Genomic DNA, 21246 nt, shown 5'->3' on the forward strand with positions numbered 1-21246 from the left:
GTGATTGATCGATTGATTCATCACTCCCATCTACTGTTGTTTACTGGGGAGAGCTTTCGATACAAGGAATCTTTAATCTAATATGCGGAGTGGCAAGTGGCATACATTTTTAACTGCCATTTACTACATTTTTTACTTGCCAAATACATTAAAAAAAACTTCGTTAGCTTATTAGAAAGGATTGGAAGTAAAATTCCAATTGGGAGAAATAATAAAATATTACCAAAGGTATTATAAAACCAAATATCAAAATTATAATTATGGAAATTAAATAGATATGTATTAAGAGTAGTAAAAGGTACGATATTATGCGAGGCTCTGGTGTACGGATCTCCTATGTGTCTTTCAAGCATAAAAGTAGTATTATCACTTACAAAGTTTGTGAATAACACAATACCTATATAAACCAAAAACAGAAAGATAGCAAACCACTTTAATTTTAAATTAACAAATAATACTTTCAATAAACACACCTCCTCAATAAAAGAGGATATGTCAGGCAATGTTAATTATTATTGTATTATCCTGTTCGTTACCAAAATAGGAGTTGCCACATCGGACAACCCCTGTTCAGCTAATGCACCCGTTTGGTTAAGAAGGACTATGCTTTCTCCTTTTTCGAAAAGCTAAATAATGCTATTACTAAACAAAGCATACTGAATGCCCAAACTACTCCAGAAATACCTATCTGGAGCGAAATCTCCTCTGAAGCCATTGGATGATTGTAGTCAAAAGCTATACCCTCTAATGCAAAATATACCGCAACAGAAACTAACAACAAATGCAGTAATGTCCAGATATATCCTGGAGTATTATTTTTATTTTTCATCCAAAGGAACACAGTAACTAAAATTGCAACCCCCATAACAATAGAAAATCCACCAATTAACAAGCCCATTACTTCTTGTTCTAATGGCATAAGATACACCACCATATAAATCTCATTTTAAACAATCCTGCCCCGTTAGTTGAAGCATAATCCTTTACAAACCCTATGTTTAGATTATCGAATAACAATTACCTTTTTGGAGGTAGAAATCAGCATCGCAAATAACATTCAAATTCACATAGGAAATAGCATAATGACGACAGCTATTGTCATTATGCTATTTAGGTTGCAACTTCGTATGATAATTTAAGTGTAAAAAAGCATGTTATTCTATATCTAGTTTCCGGCAGCCCAACAATTTGGAATGAATATTCACTTCTTCATGAACTGGAAAGATAGAACTCCAACGTATCTTCTTTTAGCTACTAACTTCACTAGAAATATTCCAACGATAAAAAACGATATCAGCGGAAATAATTCCAACATCGTCAGCAGTGTAAGGAAAAACAATATAGTGAATAAGTGAAAAGCCCTATACTGTTGCTTCATCCGGAAAAAAGATGATATTCCCAATTTCAATATGGTTTTATAAGTGTAAGAAACTACTAGCCATTCACCAAGAATGACCACTGGAATCATCCCTGAAGGAAAAGAAGAATTTATTCCGAGAAACAAGGAATGTGCTCCAAGCAAGGTGAGAAAGAACCAATAGGTTACGCGGTAAAAGGCATCAACATGACTGCTGATGGATCCCGGCAGCACTTGGAAACGCGTTGTTTCCAAGTTACTTTTAAATATGCCGTATAGTAAATACATACCAACTACGGCCGGGATAGATAAATTCAATCCTGAAGGCAGGTTGATACTCAGGCTTAAGAAGAGCAGGATTGCCAAGCAATTTCCTAGAACATGAAAGGAACTTGCTTTATTCAATAGGAAATACCGCTTCCAAAATAATGCTAATACAGAGGTCAATTCATAGGGTGGTTGATCGTTTTTCGTTTCTTTGGCCACACCAGGAAGACGCCCTGTCCTTTCTATGTGATTAAACCCTATGCCCGTTATCAGTTTAACAATCAAAAGATTCCACGTTTTTTCATCCCCCGTAAGAATTACTTGTTTCCAATTCACCTGACTTGTAAGTGTCCTGCTAAAAAGGAAGACCGCCAGTGCTCCACAGGAAACGATATAATACAGGAAAAAGATAGATGAGATTTCGATCAGAAAGCTGGACAGAGCAGCTAGACATATAGCTGCGATTACTGTACCACCCAAGATTCGAGCGATGATCGCCTTTATGTTTCTTTGAAACGTCCTCCATTGTATCAGCCCTGATAAGAAATCAGTGACACCGAATGAAACTGTCAACAGCAAACCAGTCTTTAGAGAAAATATGCCCAGCCAATAGAAACAAATTATACTAATGAAGAAAACGATCAGCCTCTTCAGTTGTTCGTGAAGCACAATTATTTTTATGACTTTCTCTATATCGTATGGAAGCAAGCTTAAATGAAAATCTGAACTGGTCACTTTGTATCGAGGATCGAATAAGCTTTTATATAAATAGAATAGAGAAAGTATGAAAGGGAAGAGAATCGAGATAGTGTAATTAAATTGGTTGAGAGCATTGAAACTGCCGGCAACTCCTTGAATCGTTTCCTTGAAGAGAAGGATACCTACAAAAAAGAGTGGTATCAGATACCATAACGTTATCTTGTCAAAGAGAATGGAAAAAGCCAGTTGGTATTGCTTTCTAATTTTCTTTCTGCGTTGTATGTAAATCATCCTATATACCGTAAACTCCTGACTTCTCACGTGGAAAATCTTCTTTCTATTTGTCTAAGGTTTTCAATTCTTCCCTGGCTGGCAATCTCCCCATTTTTCAACATAATATAAGAATCGCAAAATTTCTTCACCCGCTCGATGACATGCGACGTTATTAAAATGGTGGTGCCTTGTTGAGACTTTCTCTTAATTTCTTTCTCTAAGAAACAAGCGGAGTTGTCATCCAACCCGATGAAAGGTTCGTCGACCATCAAAAGTGGAGCATCAGTAAGCAGATTGCTTATTATATTCACTTTTTGCCGCATCCCCTTTGATAGTCCTTCAGGAAATTCATGTAATTTCCCATTTAACTCAAACCCGTTCACATAATAATCGACTCTTTCCTTAAATGCATGTTCTGGCACATTGTAGCTAGTCCCATATAATTGAAAATGTTGAAGGACAGTCAATTCAGTAAATAATAGAGGTTCTTCAGGTATATAAGAGTATTGCGACTTATAATGAAGATAGTCTGTGTCAATATTTAAAGAGTTCAGTTTAATTTCTCCCTGGTCCTTTTCTTGTATCCCCATGATTGTTTTCATCACAACTGTTTTTCCTGCTCCATTATGCCCCACGAAGGCGCAGATTTCTCCTTGGGCTAAGGTGAAATGCAGAGGACGAATGATCTTCTTATTATTTAGGCTTACTTCAACGTTTTCTACTTCCAATAAACGATTGCTCTCCATCGCCAATCCTCCTCACTAACAAAAAAAGGCGTTGAGCCTCCTATTTTTAATACTAGCAATTTGATGGTGATCGTCTGATTGTAGTTTCCGAGTCTCTCCTCTTAAAATCTTGATATGTATTCACAAAACATATCTACTGTTTTAGTCCTAATTGGGCGATGACAAATAATGTAAGAAAGTGAATTCATGTCGCAAAATTCGAAAATCAACCACCTATCTTATTCTACCATATTCAGGAAACGAAAGTGATGATGAGATTTCACCCCTTTATAACCTATATTCCATTGGTTCATAGGTATGCGTTCCTGCCAATAACCGCAGCAATACGTAATAAATTCTCTATTCCCACCTCCAAAATCAACGAATGAAACCATTCATCTTAACAATAATAAGAAAGGATCTTATGGTGAAAGGAGTAGATTTGTTGAAAAAGTTATGGTTGACCTCATTAATGTTGGTATTTATGCTGAACATCCTGCCTGGAGCAATTATTATCCATGCTAAAGCAGAGGAACCACGCATTACCCAATCGGAGATGCAGTTCCAAAATGAATTCAGGAGACTTTGGATTGATCATGTGTTGTGGACGAGCAATTATATTACAAGTGCAACAACAGCCGGGGCCGAGGATCAAGAACAAGTGCTATCAAGGCTTCTGAGAAATCAGGAGGATATAGGTAATGCCATAAAACCGGTATACGGAGAGGATGCAGGGAACAAGCTGACAGATTTGCTTAAAGAACATATTGTCATTGCCGGCAAAATTGTAGAAGCCGCTAAAAATGGAAACGAAGACATACTGGATGAGTTGAACAGGGAATGGTATAGAAATGCGGATGATATAGCGGCCTTCCTTAGTGATGCTAATCCACACCTTAGCAATGAAGAGGTTAAAAAATTATTGGATATGCATTTAGAATTGGTAACAGATGACTTATTAGCAAGCTTAGAAAAAGAATGGGACGAAAGGATTGTTGCGATTGATGAAGGTGTCACCCATATCATCTTAATGGCGGATGCTATCTCTGAGGCCGTTGTGAAACAGTTTCCAGAGACGTTCAATAAATAAACTTCAGCATCTTGCTGAAGTTTTGCTTTACAAGAAGAATGATGGAAAGTATGTTTATGTTCGACATAGGTATAGAGAAATTTTACTGGGGCTTCAAATGTAGAACATTCCGTTCGATCGATCTATTTATACGACAAACGACCAAAAATAAAAGCCCTTCTGTAACAGAAGAGCTTTTACACTATGATTTATTGTTTAGCAACGTTAGCTGCTTGTGGTCCACGGTTGCCTTCTTCGATATCGAAAGAAACTTGTTGACCTTCTTCTAAAGTCTTGAAACCCTCGCCTTGGATTGCTGAGAAGTGTACGAATACATCGTCTCCACCTTCAATTTCGATGAAACCGAAACCTTTGTCTGCGTTAAACCATTTTACTGAACCTGTGTTCATAGATAATTCCTCCATTGTGCATAGTGCACGTATATTACTTTGGTTGTTCTGTTAATAATCCAAGACGATGATATTCATGATAAAGTTATACATAGATCCTGTATTGCTAGCACGAACAATTAAGTTATTTATAGTATAGCACGTGCCACTCACAAAAGATACCTTCTTTTCTACAAAATATCCAAAGTGTCTCTTGTTCCTTATCTCCACCGGGTATTTACTATGGCAGCAAGTCTCCTATTCCAGCCTTCCTTTCCACAATAATTTACGTTTCATTTCTTTTCCACATACGGTAGTTGTAGATCAGCTGGACCAAAAAGGCGACAAAAAGTAATAACCCCAACAGCACAATTGAGCCTATCTTCCAATCTGTCGAACGATACACAAGGATCACCAATAAAACCATGATAGGAATATTGATGAACGTTCTGAGCATCTTTCTTCTGTAAGATAACCTGTAGTAATTGAAGGTAAAGCCTTTGTCCACTTTGTCCTTCTTCCTGGAAGTCAGCGATAAAATAAAAACAACCAGTAATACGGCGATCACTGGAATAATAAAATCCAACTTCATTCACTCCCTTTTGTGTAATAACTCTGTCCTTAGGCAGCACACATAAACGACCGAATTCAACCTTTATTCAGGAAATTCACAAAGGCAAAGGAACATAAGATGAAGAAAACAATCCCGACACCGAGAAAAACGTCCATTAGCCACTCCATAAAAAAAACCCACCTATCTAAGCATCATTTTATCTTCTAGTTGAAGGGAGTGTTACATATGAATCTCACCATCAATGACTAACTATCGAAATCAACATACTGATCGCAAAGAGGATAAATGCAATCTGTAGGAGTATGTACATGGTAGATTCAAAGGGCAAAAGTTTCCTTTGCTTTTTAGTCTTATCCAAATGCCGAAAAAAGAACCCAGCACTAATGATAAGTATCACGTATGAAATGGTACGCAACACTTCTGCAAGAATGGCCATGGCATCAACCCCTTTCGCCCCTTGTATACTATGCTGACACGCTTATATAAGGTACCCCTCAATTGGTACAGTTCTTTTTAAAGTTAATCTACTCTATTTATACTAGCTTCATCTATCGAATCACCCGTAATTTCAAAGGAGTATTCCTTGTTTGCTGCTAAATCGATGGTTATTTCATTCAATGAAACCCTTTGTTCCTCTTCCCCTATCAATACAAATTCAAATATAGCTTCACCTTCCAAATCTAAATCCATATCATCCTGATCCTTGAATTCATTCGTAAGTGTGTCCCCATATTGAATGCTAGAGCCGTCCGCATTACTGATACCGGTTGTGGTTTGATCCGTGCTGATTTCTACCCCGTAAAAATCAAAATCAGCATGGTTGGTTATGGCAAAAACCATATTATTCTCATTTGCTTCTGTTGAACCATCCGCATTATTCGTACAAGCAGATAAAAATGCAACCATCAAAGTGAAAACGATTAACCAGATTGCTCTTTTCATACACATCCCTCTCCCTGAACATTTAGATGGTTCACGTCTCTTTCAACAAGACCTGAGATTCTCCAGTCATTTTAACATAAAAATCCAATCTCTTACGGTTGATTTCAGAATAATACAACCCTTCCTGATGAAAATAGGAAATAAGGTACCTCCTGTGGTGAGACGATTCTTCTCAGCAAACCTATGAAACGACTTTCATTTTTCTCCTATTCACTTGGACTTCTCGGCGACTCGGACCCTGGAGATACCGAAAAGTCCTCGCCAGACCAAAAAAGCCTGAACCACAGCGGATTCAGGCTTTTTCCTTGAATGATATTTATTTCTTCTGCAACACTTCCTGGCGGACATCCTCCGCCGCTTTGACCATTTCTCTCAAAGCACCAACCGTTTCCGTTTCATTCCTCGTCTTCAAACCGCAATCCGGATTGATCCAGAACTGCTTCGGTGAAATCACCTGCAATGCACGATGGATGTTTTGTTTCATTTCCTCTTTATCCGGGATCCGCGGGCTGTGGATATCATAGACCCCAAGGCCAATTTCTTTATCATACGTGTTCTCTTCAAAGGTGGAAATGATGTCTCCATGACTTCTGGATGTTTCAATCGAAATCACATCTGCATCCAGCCCATCGATCGTTTCATAAATATGATGAAACTCTGAGTAGCACATATGTGTATGGATTTGTGTCCGGTCCTCTACAGAGGATGTTGTTAGACGGAAGGCATATACTGCTGCGTCCAGGTATGCTTTCCATTTCTTCTTATCAAGCGGAAGACCCTCTCTCAAAGCTGGCTCATCCACTTGGATGATGTGAATGCCTTCTTGCTCTAACGCTTCCACTTCCTCCCTCAAAGCAAGGGCAATCTGGTTCTGTGTAGTATCACGCGGAACATCCTCATTGACAAACGACCAATTCAGAATGGTTACCGGGCCTGTCAGCATGCCCTTCACTGGTCGATCGGTCAAGGACTGTGCATACACCGTCTCTTTGACTGTCATCGGCTGATCAAAGGACACATCACCAAATATGAGCGGCGGCTTCACACAACGGGATCCATATGACTGGACCCAGCCGAATTTCGTCACGCCGAACCCGTTCAGCTTTTCACCGAAATATTCCACCATGTCCGTCCGCTCAAATTCCCCGTGGACCAGTACATCCAATCCCAATTCTTCCTGGATGTTGATCCACTTTTCTATTTTCCCTTTAATGAACGCATCATATTGTTCATTGGTAATGTCGCCTTTGCGCCATTTTGTCCGTGTTCTTCGTTCCTCAAATGTCTGTGGCAAACTTCCGATGGTGGTGGTCGGAAGGATTGGCAGATGGCGGGCTTTTTGCTGCTCTTTGATTCGGTCTTTAAACGGCAGGCCGCGTTCCACAGCTGAAGCACCCGACGCTTCTATCTCTTTTAGCGCTTGACGGACTCGTTCATTTTTTCGATCGGTTTCCTTGTTGAAGTGATTGAGTTCTGCTTGGTTTTTTTCCAGTTCCTTTTGAATGCTATCTTTTCCTTGCAGCAAGCCTTTCGTAAGGATCACCGTTTCCTCTAGTTTTTCATCCGCAAAAGCTAAACCAGCCTTCACCCCGGAATCAAGTTGTGCCTCCAGCTTGACCGTAACAGGCACATGCAGCAAGGAAGTAGATGGCTGAACAATGATGGGACTCTCTCCAATATGATGTTGGATCTCATTCAACAGATTCAGCTTTTCTTCCACATTCGCTTTCCAAACATTACGCCCATTGATCACCCCACAGGCAAGCACTTTATCTTTGGGAAAACCGAATTCTTTGAGTAATGCCAGCGAATCCCCTTGGATGAAGTCCATCCCGATGGCTTCCACTGGGAAAGACGTTACTTCTTTATAATTCACGATATGCTCAAAATACGTTTGTAAAATGATCTTCAATTCGGGTGCAGCTTGCTGAAAGGTCTCATATACTTGTTTAGCCTGATCTAATACCTTTTCAGACAATTCGGTTCCAAAAATCGGCTCATCGATCTGCACCCAAGTTGCTCCTGCATCTTCCAGCTCTTTTAAAATTTGCACATATAATGGAAGGAATTTGTCCAGTAAGCTGGAAAAATCCGCTTCATCATATCCTTTTGCCAGCTGTAGATACGTAATCGGCCCGACGATCACTGGTTTTCCATCGACCCCCAACTTCTCTTTCGCTTCCTTGTAATAGGTTAACGGGCGATTTTCCGTGAGTTCCGGCTGAACAGACTGCAGCTCCGGAACAATGTAATGATAGTTTGTGTTAAACCACTTGGTCATTTCGGAAGCAACCGCCTGCTGTGTCCCGCGAGCAACAGCAAAATATGTGTCAATATCCACTTTCCCTCCTTCATAGCCAAAGCGTTCCGGAATAACACCAAACATTGCCGAAGTATCCAGCACATGATCGTATAGGGAAAAGTCCCCGACCGGAATGAGATCGATTCCTTTTTCCTTCTGTTTCTTTATATTATCCAGTCTGATTTCATCGGTTCTCTCCAATAATTCCTTTTCCGTTATTTCCTTTTTCCAATAGCTCTCCAATGCCCTTTTCCATTCTCTTTGCTCCCCTATTCTCGGATATCCTACATTTGAACTGATTATATTTTGCATCTTTCATCCTCCTCCATCGTTATATCAAGCTTGTTTTCGCATCCTCGATTTCCTCATCCAAATGGACCTTTTCCCGAATATATCTGACCAGCTCTGCTGACATCTTATAGCGCATGAATGGTGTCACTAGATAAATGCCATGGAAGTGCTCCAGCGCGGTATCAATCAATTCTTTCGCTATTTCGAGACCGATCTGGGCGGAGTATTCTTTATCCCCCTCAGCGGACTGCATCTTATTTCGGACATCATCCGTCAGCTTGATGCCTGGTACTTCATTGTGGAGAAACTCGGCATTGCGTGAAGATGTAAGCGGCATGATTCCAATGTACATCGGCTGTTCCAAATGTTTGGTTGCCTCATATAATTCTTTGATTTTTTCACAGCTATAGATGGGCTGCGTCAAAAAGTAATCCGCACCACAATCTATTTTCTTTTCCATTCGTTTAACGGCCGCATCGATTCTCGCTACATTCGGGTTAAACGCAGCACCGACATGAAAGTTTGTTGCCTTTTTCAAGGATTTGCCCGAGAACGAAATCCCTTTATTCAGTTGCTTGATCATTTTGATCAAATCAAAAGATGTGACATCAAACACCGATGTAGCTCCTGGAAAGTCGCCAATTTTGGTCGGATCCCCGGTGATGGCCAATATTTCATGAATGCCATCGGTATCCAGCCCCATCAAGTGTGATTGCAGTCCAATCAAGTTGCGGTCCCGGCATGTCAAATGAACGAGTGGCTTGACTCCCGATTCCCTCTGGATTTTCGTGGCAACAGCCGAATTGGCTATTCGCGGTGTCGCCAGCGAATTATCTGCCAGAGTGATTGCATCGACTCCTGCCTCTTTCAACACCTGGACCCCTTTCATATACTCCGTTGTATCCAAATGTTTTGGTGCATCCAGCTCCACGATGATGCTATGCCTTTCTTTCACGATATCTGTCAATGAAGCTTCTTCTTTCCCCTGTACGTCCTTGATTTCCATTGGCGCTTCTTTGGTGATCACTTCTTTTTCCCTCAATGGGGTCAAACCGCGGACACCTTCCACTAATGCTTCCACATGCTTCGGTGTCGTACCGCAACAGCCGCCCAGAAGCCTGACACCTTCATCCCGAAACTCCTTCGCACATGCCCTGAAATAATCCGGTTCATTTTCATAAACCAATTTACCCTCGTGATAACTAGGCAGGCTGGCATTCGGATATGCCGCAAGATACGCATGTTTCGGCAATGGAACATTTTTTAATGACTCGATCATATGAAAAGGCCCAAGCCGGCAATTGATCCCGACCACATTTGCGCCCAGATCTTCTAATTCTTTCAGGGCATCTGCTAAAGGAACACCGTTTTGCAGAATCCCTGCTTCATGCATCGAAACATTGGCGATGATCGGGATATCTGTTTCTTTCCTTGCTATTTTCAAAACGGTCCGCAATTCCTCTAAATCGTAGTACGTCTCTAACATCAGCCCATCGACGTTCTCCAGAAGCAAACAATATAATTGCTCCCGGAAACTTCTCTTGATTTCTTCCTTCGATGCTTGGGAGGACCTTGTTCCATGGATGCCACCGATAGTTCCCAATACAAAGACATCTTTTCCAGCCGCTGCTTGCTTGGCGATTCGAATAGCCTTTGTGTTGATTTCCTTCACCTTGTCTTCCAGGCCAAAACGCGCCAATTTCACATAATTCGCCCCATAGGTATTGGTTTGGATGATATTGCAACCGGCATCAATATAAGCCTTGTGAATGTTGGTGATTTGTTCCTCATGCGTCAGATTCAATTCTTCAAAACACTGGTCAATACCGTATGAGTAAAGCAATGTGCCCATTGCACCGTCGCCAATCAGAAATCCTTTCTCCAGTTCTGTCAGTAAATCCATGTATTCTACCACTCCTTTCCCTTCTCTTATAAGACGATAAATAACTCTATATTCCCAATATTCATATTTGTTTATCTGTTATATATATCGTAACACAGCCCAAACGCTATAATGTAACGGTTATAACTAATAACTCGTTATAACTTACGGCTATACCCACAGGAATGCAAAAAGCCCATCGCCCTCCCTCTTCAGAGGCAGGCGATGGGCTTTCAGGTGGCTGAGCTGTATCATGGTCGTGACCACTTCTCTTTCCCTATATATGTTGAGAAATGTAAAACGAAGAATCTTTAGATAGAAGGCGAACAAGACACCCACTAATCCCCAAGCATCGGGTACACTACGGTTCCATCCTTTTCCACAATAGGCATCGCACCCCACCGGCCAAGCTCATGACCGACCAATTCCGTTTCGCCTTCAGAGTTTTTGATCAGATGGAAAACGTCCCAGCCATTCGCCTGCAGCCAGTTGCTGATCAACAGGCGATGGCACCTGGCTGGATGCCGCTCGGAGCACATATAGACGAGATTCTTCTTTCGGGCCTCAGCCTGTAAACCCTCCAGTCCATTTTGGAACATTTCCGTTAATGTATAGTCCGCATAGTTATGGAACGAGCGATTGTTCCAGCCAGCATTTAAGTCTTCTCCAATCTCGCCTGACCGGCTCCGCCTGCCACCGAGCAATGAGAAATGACGGTAGTCGAGGCCCGCTTCCCCAAGCCAATCATCCATGCTTTCCTTGTTGAACTGCGGGTGTTTCCGGCTGGCAGGAAAAGCACGGATATCCGCTACATATTCGATACCAGCAGCCTCGAGCATCTGCAGGAAATGTTGCTTGTCATGGCCGGAATGCCCGATCGTATAGATCCTCATAACCCTGGCCTCCTTGTTAGCAGCTTATGTAACAACCTATACCCTTTCTATTATTTTATCAAAATTCCTACCGGCAACAGAGTTTACGTTATAGAGACTTCAATGAACCACAGAGCCGTTAACAAACCAAACGGAAGTGGAGCATCTATCAGATATAAACAATCCTATACAAATAAAACCGTCTGGTGATGAACACCAAACGGTTACGTACAACGGACCAAGTTGGACCAACCATCCAACAAAGTAAACTTTATTTTAGAGGGAGCCACCCCAATTAATCAATACACTGATGACCAAGGCAATCCAAGCGATACAGAGTGCTATGATGGCAAACGGGACAATATAACGAAGCCATCTTCCATAAGGTACTCTGCATAAACCAAGCATTGCCATCAGCCCGCCCAATGTTGGGGAAAATAAATTGGTAAGGCCATCACCGACTTGGAATGCTAAAATGGTCGATTGCCGTGTAATATCCAACATATCACCGACCGGAATCATGATCGGCAGTGTCACCATTGCTTGTCCACTCCCACTAGGAATCAGAATATTAATGATCGACTGGGCTACCGTCATGAACAAGACCGCTAGTGTTGTTGGCAAATAATCCAGCACAGAGACAAGGCCATGAGCAACTGTATCACTGATATTACCCTGGTTCATCACTACTTGAGTCGCCATTGCCACCCCAATCAAGATAGCTGCCAATGCACTAGGTTCTAGCGCTTTGGAAAATACTTTGGCAATCTCACTGCCATTCAACCCAGCAATCAGTCCACAGACCATCCCGATCATCAGATAGATCGCAGCTACTTCATTGATATACCATCCTTGGGTGAAGATACCAGTGAGCATGATAATGATCCCAGAGATGAATACCAATAGCATGGCAATATCTTTTTTTCTCATGTGATATGTATCAAGCGGTTTGCTGAGTGACATGTCTTGAGTATCTATGTCATACCCCAGGCTTTTACCCGGGTTCTTTAAAATCTTTTTGAAATACCTTACGTTAAAATAAGCTAATACGGATAATATAGCAAACACCAAAATACTTCTGAAAAGCCATCCTGAGAAGAGTTGCATTTCCGCTATCTTGTGTCCTACACCAACTGTATAAGGATTGAATGGAGATAAACCAAATCCTACAAGCACACCCCCAATTCCAATACCGGCCCCGAGCATGGCATCTCCGCCAATTGCAACACTTACTAATACAGCGATTGGAATAAGGGCGATATTATTTTCAAGCCCTACAAATATCCCGAAAAATCCATAAACGAATGTCATGATGACAACGACAAGGAAACGCCTGTTCATACCAACTTTCCGTATGAAGGTCCCTACTGTGTTTTCCAGCATCCCCGTTCTTTCCAATAGTCCGAACATCATAGCAGCCGCGAATGTGACAAAGACGATATCGGACATTTCTTGGAAACCTTCTGGAATTGCCGTAAATAAATCGAGAATCCCAACCGGACTACTCTCTATGAAATCAAACGTCCCAGGAATAGTCCGAGTGGCACCATCCACATCTTCCCTTTCATAAGATCCTGCCGGAATAATATACGTCAAAATAGCTGCAGCAACTACAATATAAAACAATAGAGCAAGTGGATGTGGAATCCGATCCAGCAATTTTTTACTTTTATTTTCTTCCTGCATAGTTGTTCACCTCTTGTGTGTATTTTCTTTCGTTGAGTTAAACGACTGTGCCCTCGCATAACGGTACATATAATAACGTCCGTATTACCATAGCAATACTCGGCTTTTTCCAATACTGTCCCCTGGCTTCTATCCCCCTTGTATCTAATTAATAAATTTTGATAGACACAAAACAACCTCTTCCAATGGGAAAGAGGCTGTATGTCTATTTCGCCTTATCTCCCAGAATAAATCCGAATTATTCTGCAGGAATTGGCACCTTTCCTTCTAAAAGGAGGTAGCCGGACGTCATTGGGCCTGTCCCTCAGTCACTCTTGATAAGTAAAATTATTAAATTAGAAAATTTTTGTTAGTAATGAGCAATTTTATACTCGAGTGAGTTTTTTGTCAATAAGATAAAGAGATTTTTGGAGGAAGATGTCGGATCAAGTCGATAGATTGGTTACTAATCGGCTGACTCTGATGGAGCTGGAATAAAATTTTCAGTCTATCTTGCCTGTTTAGCTCAAAACCCTGCTATTTTGAGATCAATCATTCCAAAATTGACCTAGGTCAATTTTTTTATCCGTTTATTAGAATATACTTTGGTTAGAAAGTCAGATTTACTTATGATTCATCAAATGGGAGGAAGTTGACATGAAAATACAAAACCTTAACGAATATATGGAAATGAATAAGGAGAGGTTTACGAAACGGATTATTTTTAAAGAGGACAAAAGTACGGTGTTTGTGCTTAACTTTGAACCTGGTCAAACTTTGCCTGCACATAAGCATCCTGGCTCCAATGTATATTTACTTGTCCTACAGGGTGAAGGTACATTTACCATAGATAGGAAAGAAGTTCCTGTACAACAGGATGACGTTCTTGTATGTAATGGCGATGAAGAGCTGGCATTTGCCAGTACTGGGTCATCTGACGTAAGCCTATATGTCATGCTGAATAAGATCCCTGATGAGCAATATGCGAAAAACATGTAAACGCCAGTTCAGCTGTGATCAGAGGAACGGCTGCACCGGATTTCTTTTATAAGTCCATACCTGCTATATAGCATTATTAGCAGATGAGTCTATGCTTACTATTATTTATAAAATTCTATTCTTAAAGGAGAGATTTAGATATGCTTGAACAAAAATTGTCCGAACTAATCAGTCCTGAAGCTGTGATTAATTTTGAAACCGGGGCGATCAGAGCAAGCACGTTGGATTCCATCATTAATCTACTGCCATTTGAAATGGGCTTTTGTGATGCCGATGATATTTTCCGCTGGTATTCAAATAATCCAAACCGTGTGCATGGTCGCCGGAAGGAAGCGATTGGCCGCCACGTGCTTGAGCTTCACCCGAAAGTGGCTCACCACGTTGAAAAGTTGTTGAATGATTTCCATACAGGAAAACGCGATGAATGGGAATTTTGGTTCCCTAAGCGCAGTGGTGAATCTGGTCAGATTTACCAAAAATTCATGGCAGTACGTGATGAAAACGGAAGATACCTTGGCTGTATGGATGTGACTGTCAATCTCGACCTCTTCGAAGGAAAAGAAGGCAAAAACACCCCGGAAACCATTGACGAATTTAAAGCTGTTAAGCCATGATCATAAAGGGGATTTAACAATCAGTAGGCTCTCTTTCCCCTAATTGTTAAATCCCCTACCCTCTGCAGTTTCTCATACCCGCAATATAGGCAATGTACTGCACCGGAAAGATCCTCCAGATTTAATAATCTCCGAATAATCTATTTCGATGACTTCAAATCCCTTTTCCCGCATCTTCTCATTCACCTTTTCATTAACCGGAAGGCTGAACACTGTGTTATTCCCTATACTCAATACATTGGTTCCTAATGTGAATTGTTCTTCTTCTGTAACTTCAATAAGCTCATATCTCGAGGAAAGAAGGTCGAGATCTTCTGTTGAAAGGGCATTTGGATAAATAAGAGCTACTTCTGGGGATAAAACATTAAACACGCAATCCAGGTGTAAATATTTTTCCGTAAAAGAAATGGCCTTCACATCAAATTGATACCCTAATAAATTCTTTAAATGATCAACAGCCGCTTCATTTGTACGATTGCTCAATCCGATATAAATCGTATCTCTATCAATGATGACATCGCCGCCTTCGATCTGATTGCCAATTAAATTGTAATAGGAGATCTCCTCATCTTCCAGCCAAACTTTCAACACATTTTCTTCACCAATTCGGACATCATGTGCCATCTGAGCGACAAATATGGTTTGGCCAAGAGTAAAGCCGATATCACGCGTGAAAACTTGTTCTGGATATTTTTTATGGTAAGGGAGCAATATGGTTTCCACACCATACTCATTCAATTTCCGTACGAACTCCCGATGCTGTTCTAATGCACGTTCAATATGTAACCCTTCTTCATAAAATTCCTTTTGGGTTTCATTGATCACCTGCCGGATAGCCATATATTGAGGCTGACACAAAATGACTCTCTTCAGCACATCGAATTCGCTGAAGCAGCTTGTTGTACTATTTAATTGCATGACGTATTTCCTCCTGCTGTTTATGTGTTGTGTTTAGTATGCGCTGTAAATAAAGAACCTAGAACAGTTTTCCTCTGGTGGCACAGAGTCATGTTCCTTTTCCAGATGTCCCGCCTTCCTCAATGTTCTATCGGTACCTCTTTCGCCTAACATTACTAACACTACATATATTCCACGTTTCCACGCTGTTAATCCGGTAATGCCCCAAAAGAATGGACTGTTGTTATGTAATCATATAGACCAGACGATGTCCCTCGAAGAATTGTTTGGAAAAAGCAAGATGCTAGGCAGCTGACAGGAGAAGGCTCTTTCCCCTCTACTACAAAAAAACATCTCTCATATTACAAGTGATTATCAAACCTATTACACCCCTAAAATAAGACTGTTGGAATTCCGAATAATATTACGAAAACATATTTGGAGGGTTCTTTTTTATGAAGTATATTATTCTAGTAACATTATTAACAGCTGGACTGTTCCTGTTACCTGATGCAACATCTGCTCACGGTAAATATACAGTTCAACCAGGAGACGTATTATCAAAGATTTCTATGAATCATAAGGTGGAAATCGATACATTACTCGCTTCCAATCCTTCTATAGAAGATCCAGATACCATTTTTCCTGGACAAACTATAACGCTACCGGGTGGAAACGGACAACAGTTTACAGTTACTGCGTATACAGCGGGGTATGAGTCAACCGGGAAACGGCCAGGTGATCCTGCTTACGGTGTTACCGCATCAGGCACCACAGTAAAGGAAGGTCAAACAATAGCATGCCCGCCGTCAATTTCTTTTGGAACTACCATACATATTCCAGCCCTAGGCGAGACATATACTTGTGAAGATCGTGGAGGTGCGATTACAGATGGGCGATTAGATGTATATATTGCAGATGTGAACCAAGCTCTAGCGTTCGGAGTAAAAGAATTGCAAGCACATATCTTAAATTAACTTAAGTACATGAAAGATATATAATAAGCAGTCACCCGTGGTGATGTTTGCGTGAAACCGCACACTATCGTTGGGTATTATTTTTCAAAATCCAGGCCATAAAGGGGGATCATATGATGTATCATATGATCCCCCTTTTATCTCTTGTTATGAAATGCACCCTTTAATACAATAAACGAACTACGCCATTAGATAATCAAAAATAATACCAAAAACGATGATCGCAACACCGATTGTAAAATGAATCTTTCTATTATTCACATCTGTTTTCTCTAAAATAGTAAATATAATACCAATGAGACCGATAAATACAGCACTTCTTATAAAGTACGGAATGTTTACAAAAGAGGGGTTTGGTAGCTTTTGAACAAATCCCGAAATAACTCCTATAACCCCCAATAATAGAGGTATTCTTAATTTCCAATACACTCAACTCAACTGCCTTTCATTATTGCCATATGTTCTTTATAAAAATGATAGTGCAATGACGCCGATCATTATGCCATCCGTTCATGCACCGATTAGACCAACCATTCAAACAAATGTCGTAAATTTAATTTCATCATCATTCTTCACCTTCTATTAAAAGCACTTTATGAACCTGCTCTATATGAAAATAGGAGTAGTCATAACGACAACTCCTCATTTTCCTGGTCACAATATCTTCATGAAATAGATTATTTGGTGCTGTCAGCCTTATTTGAAATCATCCTTGGAATAAAATAAGCAATAGTTACTGAAACAAAAGCAATGAGCAATGTCAGGAAATCGGAATGATCACTCCTAATAACAGTTTCTCGGGGTAGAGTAGCACTCGAATTCCAAGCGTCTGATGGATCAGGGGTATACATAAACGTTAAAAGCAGTCCGGATAAAAACTGGAATAAAGAAAATAATAATAAAAAACTGCCAGCAAAGATCATATATTTTTTCAATGTAGCCACCTTCTCTCTATTGTAAGCTCTTACTCTAAAATCTATTTCTGGTTTGAATGGCTCGCTTAATATCAAAAACTCCTATCGTTCCACAAACTAATACACCTAGACCTAAAATACCTGTAAGGACCCAATTATTACCCCAACTATTGATTAAACTAATGAAACAAGTTGATGCAACAACTAAAGCTGCATATTTCTCTCTCCATTTTTCTAATTTTGAGGGGTTACCTTTATCCAAGGTAATCAACTCCATGTTTGATTTAAAACAACCGGTTCGATTATGAAGGAATGCTACTAATCGAAAAACTCCATATGTGGCTTTTCTTGTTTATAGTAATCCAATCTATCTTGTAGCGTTCCTGTATGGAACTCAAACTTATGACCGTCTGGATCAGTAAAGTACACAGATTTTTTATCTCGGTCATCTCGCGGACGGCCTGTTAATATGTTTACATTCAAATCCTTTAGTTTATTGTACATTTTATCAAACTCAGTGTCTTCAATGGAAAATGCTATATGTGTGTATGATTGGCTTATTTCATTACGAGGTATGCCTTTTTCAACATTCAGAGCGAGCCACATTCCATTCAAATCAAAATATGCGGTGTTTCTGCCTTTAACTAACAACTTAGCATCAAAAACACTCCGGTAAAACTCAATGGAACTATTTAAGTCAGATACTGAAAATAAAAAATGATTTAGCCCTTTGATCGACACGGTATCACCCCGACTTTATTAATTGAACAGAGTAATTGTAATTAGCTTTTCTTTTCATTTTCAAGTTCATCGACCCTCTTTCTAAGATTTGAAATTTCTTCTTTTAAATCATCAGTTGGACTTTTTATTCTATGAGTTACTCCTTTAATAATCGCTATTATAGCTAGAATAAAAACTATGAATCCTGCAATAAACATAAGTATTATTTCCATGAAAATTCACCCCTTACTGAAGACCCTCACCCGTTTGTTTAATAAAAAGCTTACTCTTTTGCTTCTTTTAAAAAATCAATTGCTTCATCAACATTATATGTTTTGAATTCCAATCTTTTCATTTCCCCACCACCAGTTTCAAAAATAAATACCGCTGGTGCTCTTTCAATTTCATTTTCAGGATACTTTTCATTAGCAACTTCCAAACTGGTGAGATATTCCAATTCCAAAACTGGGTTCCCAGCGAATTCTCCAAACTTATCACTTATATTTTCATCTCCTTGTACAACAAGTACATAATATTTTTCATTGTTACTTTGGTCAGATGAACACCCTATAACTCCAAACAGCATTAAAAATATCGAAATAAATAATAACCACCGTTTCATAAAATATCACCTCTAAACCTAATATGATTCAAATCTTTGTTATTCAGCTCCTGCCCTGTTACTTTAAGTACATTCCTTCACAAATTCAGCACATGTAGATGTCGAATTAAATAACAGTATATTTGTACTGTGCAGCAATTTTTCCTCCTTTCTTGCATCTTCATATTCGCACAATTTAAAAATAGCTAAGAGCTACTCTCTCAGCTATCCCTATTCTCGTTACATGTGATTTTTGGAAGAGCTAGACAGGATTCTCTGCTCCCTAATTGTAACAATTGTAAATAGCAAGCAGACGATCCGTCCCCTTGCTTCGTTTCTAGCGACTTACATAACCGTGAAATAATAGAATACAGTGCTGGTCCTAACAAGGATGCATCACTGGTTCAACGTGCATTCGCAACTGTTCCATATAAACTTAACGTCTGGAGTTATTTCCACTGATTGGGGAAGTGAATGCCAACGTTCTAAAAGTTAGCTGAATGTCTTTGAATTAACTTACCTTTAATAATAATCAAACTCCCAAAAATTCAGGATACTTTTGGGAGTTGTTATACATTACCTATAATTAACCTTAACAGAAAATTTCTATTTGATTTTTAGTGATCCCTTTAATCAATCTCAGTTCACTAATCAAAAATTCATGTGCGTTATCAAACAATTTTTTTTCGCTTGTATTAAGCGCTTTCTCTTTCTTCATACGCATTAAATCACGTACAACTTCAGCACCTTCTTGTATTTTACCTGTTTTTATTTTGTCCGTGTTTACTTTATACCTTTGTTTCCACGGCAGTAATCTATCTGATTCTCCATGCTGAAAAATGTGTATGATGTGTTTTAATGCAGTTATGTCAGTAACTGGGCGTATACTCGAACTCAATATTTTACCCGTTGGAATCATCACTTGCATATTACTGATTAACATTTTTATGACATAATACTGTTGTTTTTCCCCTGAGATTTCCTTTTCTTCTATGGCTTTAATTATTCCTACTCCGTGCATTGGATAAACAATGTTATCGCCAACTTGAAACAAAAAATCCACCTCCATATATGGTAACCTTATTAAGCTTAACACATATGTTGTTTTTATCAAAATTATTATAATACCATAAATTATTTTTCGGAGTCAACTAATTTTCTTCAAAAACAAAAAATAGGGTCGTATCGGGTTACCTATAAAATAAGGTTAATTTTTCCCTTGTGGTGCTAAACTGCTCCATTAGAAAATACCTTCTACGTAAAATAGCGTTAATCCTTCTTGAATTAACGGACCCGCTAATGCAAAAAAATGTTAGTTTTCATTCGCATATCTTCTTGCAAAAGTAGACGGTGAAAATGAAACCCTGTATTGCCCCTTCAATTCTTTTTGCACTTGTTTTGTAAGATGCAGTCCCAGTTCATTATGTTCATCTTCCAGTTGTATTCCATTATTCACTTACTTCCCTCCTCTGAACATTCACACCTACCTATACGAAACCAGTAAGAATCAGTTTCAACAAATTGTATCTGACCAACCTTACCGTTATGGAAAACCCTGAATAAAAGTTGGCATAGAGGAAAATATATGACCAAAAAGAGGTGCCAGAAGTGTCCAACAGGATGAAGCAAGAGGAAATCGAAACATTAAGAGATTTAATCAAAGATATAGATACAGCCATGTTGACTACGGCTACGGAAGAAGGGCTTGTCTCCCGCCCAATGAAAACACAAGAAGTAGAGTTTGATGGCGACTTATGGTTTTTCACGAAAAAAGAGACAAGTAAATACGAAGAAATCATACATAACCAAGATGTTAATGTGGCATATGCTGGCAAGTCCTATGTTTCCGTCCGTGGAAGGGCGGAAATCGTTGACGATTTGGACAAGAAGAAGGAATTGTGGAGCAAAGTATACGAGAAAATCATGCAAACTTCTTATGATGACCCTGATGTGATTTTGATAAAGGTAAAAGTGGAGGCAGCCGAATACTGGGAAGGAGGAAATTTCATCAAGAAGGTTGTCTTTTACTATAAACGCATGACAGGGCAAAGTTCAGAAGCAACAGATATTAATGAGACATTGGAATTGGATGATTGACAATAGATATATCATCTAAGCCAAACAAAAAGCGGACAATAGCTGTCCGCTCAGGCTGTCGAGAAAGTTCTCGACAGCCTTATTTTTTTGTTCATTTTTCTGAAATTCATTTTCTTCACA

24 protein-coding genes, 1 pseudogene and 1 riboswitch are annotated in these 21246 nt (G+C 39.7%); of the genes and pseudogenes, 6 read left to right on the forward strand and 19 right to left on the reverse strand.

The annotated features are described in order from the left end of the window. Positions 1 to 77 precede the first annotated feature (77 nt). The 4 genes from ACFOGI_RS05320 to ACFOGI_RS05335 all read right to left on the reverse strand — a co-directional run bounded on the left by ACFOGI_RS05320 (position 78) and on the right by ACFOGI_RS05335 (position 3342). Entirely contained in the window at positions 78 to 473 is a 396-nt protein-coding gene (locus ACFOGI_RS05320; RefSeq protein WP_390269553.1) for a VanZ family protein, read from the reverse strand. Positions 474 to 601: 128 nt separating this feature from the next. Then, complete coding sequence (locus tag ACFOGI_RS05325) at positions 602 to 919, reverse strand: hypothetical protein (protein WP_390269556.1); 318 nt, start codon at positions 917 to 919, stop codon at positions 602 to 604. 282 nt (positions 920 to 1201) lie between these two features. Further along, the gene (locus ACFOGI_RS05330) at positions 1202 to 2614 is read right to left on the reverse strand and encodes a hypothetical protein (protein ID WP_390269559.1); all 1413 of its coding nucleotides are present in this window, start codon (positions 2612 to 2614) and stop codon (positions 1202 to 1204) included. Positions 2615 to 2640: 26 nt separating this feature from the next. Beyond that, on the reverse strand, positions 2641 to 3342 hold the full coding sequence (locus ACFOGI_RS05335) for an ABC transporter ATP-binding protein (protein WP_390269562.1): 702 nt from the start codon (positions 3340 to 3342) through the stop codon (positions 2641 to 2643). Positions 3343 to 3793: 451 nt separating this feature from the next. Between ACFOGI_RS05335 and ACFOGI_RS05340 the strand changes: the two genes are divergently transcribed. Next, positions 3794 to 4411 (forward strand): glycosyltransferase, encoded by a 618-nt coding sequence (locus ACFOGI_RS05340; protein WP_390269621.1) that lies wholly within the window; start codon positions 3794 to 3796, stop codon positions 4409 to 4411. A gap of 188 nt (positions 4412 to 4599) precedes the next feature. Here the strand turns inward: ACFOGI_RS05340 and ACFOGI_RS05345 are convergent, their stop codons facing one another. The 7 genes from ACFOGI_RS05345 to ACFOGI_RS05375 form a co-directional block, all read right to left on the reverse strand. Further along, complete coding sequence (locus ACFOGI_RS05345) at positions 4600 to 4800, reverse strand: cold-shock protein (protein ID WP_390269564.1); 201 nt, start codon at positions 4798 to 4800, stop codon at positions 4600 to 4602. Between the two features lie 265 nt (positions 4801 to 5065). Beyond that, positions 5066 to 5365 (reverse strand): ATPase, encoded by a 300-nt coding sequence (locus ACFOGI_RS05350; RefSeq protein WP_390269568.1) that lies wholly within the window; start codon positions 5363 to 5365, stop codon positions 5066 to 5068. A gap of 507 nt (positions 5366 to 5872) precedes the next feature. Further along, positions 5873 to 6295 carry a hypothetical protein gene (locus tag ACFOGI_RS05355; protein ID WP_390269571.1) on the reverse strand — a complete coding sequence of 141 codons (423 nt, stop codon included), beginning with the start codon at positions 6293 to 6295 and terminating at the stop codon, positions 5873 to 5875. Between the two features lie 316 nt (positions 6296 to 6611). Continuing rightward, positions 6612 to 8909, reverse strand: a complete 2298-nt coding sequence (metE, locus tag ACFOGI_RS05360) for a 5-methyltetrahydropteroyltriglutamate--homocysteine S-methyltransferase (protein ID WP_390269574.1) — start codon at positions 8907 to 8909, stop codon at positions 6612 to 6614. Between the two features lie 19 nt (positions 8910 to 8928). Further along, positions 8929 to 10791 (reverse strand): bifunctional homocysteine S-methyltransferase/methylenetetrahydrofolate reductase, encoded by a 1863-nt coding sequence (locus ACFOGI_RS05365; RefSeq protein ID WP_390269577.1) that lies wholly within the window; start codon positions 10789 to 10791, stop codon positions 8929 to 8931. Between the two features lie 317 nt (positions 10792 to 11108). Next, on the reverse strand, positions 11109 to 11663 hold the full coding sequence (locus ACFOGI_RS05370) for a DUF488 domain-containing protein (RefSeq protein ID WP_390269580.1): 555 nt from the start codon (positions 11661 to 11663) through the stop codon (positions 11109 to 11111). Between the two features lie 255 nt (positions 11664 to 11918). Continuing rightward, positions 11919 to 13328: a YfcC family protein gene (locus ACFOGI_RS05375; RefSeq protein ID WP_390269583.1), complete on the reverse strand. Its 1410-nt coding sequence runs from the start codon at positions 13326 to 13328 to the stop codon at positions 11919 to 11921. 212 nt (positions 13329 to 13540) lie between these two features. Next, positions 13541 to 13652: riboswitch (SAM riboswitch) on the reverse strand. Between the two features lie 312 nt (positions 13653 to 13964). Between ACFOGI_RS05375 and ACFOGI_RS05380 the strand changes: the two genes are divergently transcribed. Further along, positions 13965 to 14306: a cupin domain-containing protein gene (locus ACFOGI_RS05380; RefSeq protein ID WP_390269586.1), complete on the forward strand. Its 342-nt coding sequence runs from the start codon at positions 13965 to 13967 to the stop codon at positions 14304 to 14306. Between the two features lie 140 nt (positions 14307 to 14446). Continuing rightward, positions 14447 to 14920 (forward strand): PAS domain-containing protein, encoded by a 474-nt coding sequence (locus ACFOGI_RS05385; protein WP_390269589.1) that lies wholly within the window; start codon positions 14447 to 14449, stop codon positions 14918 to 14920. Between the two features lie 72 nt (positions 14921 to 14992). On the opposite strand, the gene ACFOGI_RS05390 is transcribed toward ACFOGI_RS05385, so the two are convergent. Then, the gene (locus ACFOGI_RS05390) at positions 14993 to 15838 is read right to left on the reverse strand and encodes a dimethylarginine dimethylaminohydrolase family protein (RefSeq protein WP_390269592.1); all 846 of its coding nucleotides are present in this window, start codon (positions 15836 to 15838) and stop codon (positions 14993 to 14995) included. Between the two features lie 434 nt (positions 15839 to 16272). On the opposite strand from ACFOGI_RS05390, the gene ACFOGI_RS05395 reads away from it, so the two are divergent. Beyond that, on the forward strand, positions 16273 to 16794 hold the full coding sequence (locus ACFOGI_RS05395) for a LysM peptidoglycan-binding domain-containing protein (protein WP_390269595.1): 522 nt from the start codon (positions 16273 to 16275) through the stop codon (positions 16792 to 16794). Positions 16795 to 16974: 180 nt separating this feature from the next. Here ACFOGI_RS05395 and ACFOGI_RS05400 read toward each other — a convergent pair whose 3' ends face one another. The 5 genes from ACFOGI_RS05400 to ACFOGI_RS05420 all read right to left on the reverse strand — a co-directional run bounded on the left by ACFOGI_RS05400 (position 16975) and on the right by ACFOGI_RS05420 (position 19050). Next, the gene (locus ACFOGI_RS05400; RefSeq protein ID WP_390269598.1) at positions 16975 to 17223 is read right to left on the reverse strand and encodes a hypothetical protein; all 249 of its coding nucleotides are present in this window, start codon (positions 17221 to 17223) and stop codon (positions 16975 to 16977) included. A 540-nt stretch (positions 17224 to 17763) separates the two neighbouring features. After that, a complete protein-coding gene (locus tag ACFOGI_RS05405; RefSeq protein ID WP_390269601.1) occupies positions 17764 to 17970 on the reverse strand; it encodes a hypothetical protein in 207 nt (68 codons plus the stop codon). A gap of 56 nt (positions 17971 to 18026) precedes the next feature. Beyond that, positions 18027 to 18449, reverse strand: coding sequence for a FosM family fosfomycin resistance protein (gene fosM, locus ACFOGI_RS05410; protein WP_390269604.1), 423 nt, complete (start codon positions 18447 to 18449; stop codon positions 18027 to 18029). 41 nt (positions 18450 to 18490) lie between these two features. Further along, positions 18491 to 18661, reverse strand: a complete 171-nt coding sequence (locus ACFOGI_RS05415; protein WP_390269607.1) for a hypothetical protein — start codon at positions 18659 to 18661, stop codon at positions 18491 to 18493. 50 nt (positions 18662 to 18711) lie between these two features. Continuing rightward, the gene (locus ACFOGI_RS05420) at positions 18712 to 19050 is read right to left on the reverse strand and encodes a hypothetical protein (RefSeq protein WP_390269610.1); all 339 of its coding nucleotides are present in this window, start codon (positions 19048 to 19050) and stop codon (positions 18712 to 18714) included. Positions 19051 to 19371: 321 nt separating this feature from the next. Between ACFOGI_RS05420 and ACFOGI_RS05425 the strand changes: the two are divergent. Beyond that, positions 19372 to 19488, forward strand: a pseudogene (locus tag ACFOGI_RS05425) (IS3-like element IS655 family transposase); the annotation flags it as partial. Positions 19489 to 19621: 133 nt separating this feature from the next. Here ACFOGI_RS05425 and ACFOGI_RS05430 read toward each other — a convergent pair. Together ACFOGI_RS05430 and ACFOGI_RS05435 are read right to left on the reverse strand one after the other, a co-directional pair. Next, positions 19622 to 20098 (reverse strand): CarD family transcriptional regulator, encoded by a 477-nt coding sequence (locus ACFOGI_RS05430; protein WP_390269613.1) that lies wholly within the window; start codon positions 20096 to 20098, stop codon positions 19622 to 19624. A gap of 243 nt (positions 20099 to 20341) precedes the next feature. Beyond that, a complete protein-coding gene (locus tag ACFOGI_RS05435; RefSeq protein ID WP_390269616.1) occupies positions 20342 to 20485 on the reverse strand; it encodes a hypothetical protein in 144 nt (47 codons plus the stop codon). 152 nt (positions 20486 to 20637) lie between these two features. Here ACFOGI_RS05435 and ACFOGI_RS05440 point away from each other — a divergent pair, with 152 nt between their 5' ends. Beyond that, positions 20638 to 21126: a pyridoxamine 5'-phosphate oxidase family protein gene (locus ACFOGI_RS05440; RefSeq protein ID WP_390269619.1), complete on the forward strand. Its 489-nt coding sequence runs from the start codon at positions 20638 to 20640 to the stop codon at positions 21124 to 21126. Positions 21127 to 21246: the final 120 nt, after the last annotated feature.

It is taken from the genome of Virgibacillus xinjiangensis (assembly GCF_042643145.1).
GTDB classification, from domain to species: Bacteria; Bacillota; Bacilli; order Bacillales; family Amphibacillaceae; genus Virgibacillus_O; species Virgibacillus_O xinjiangensis.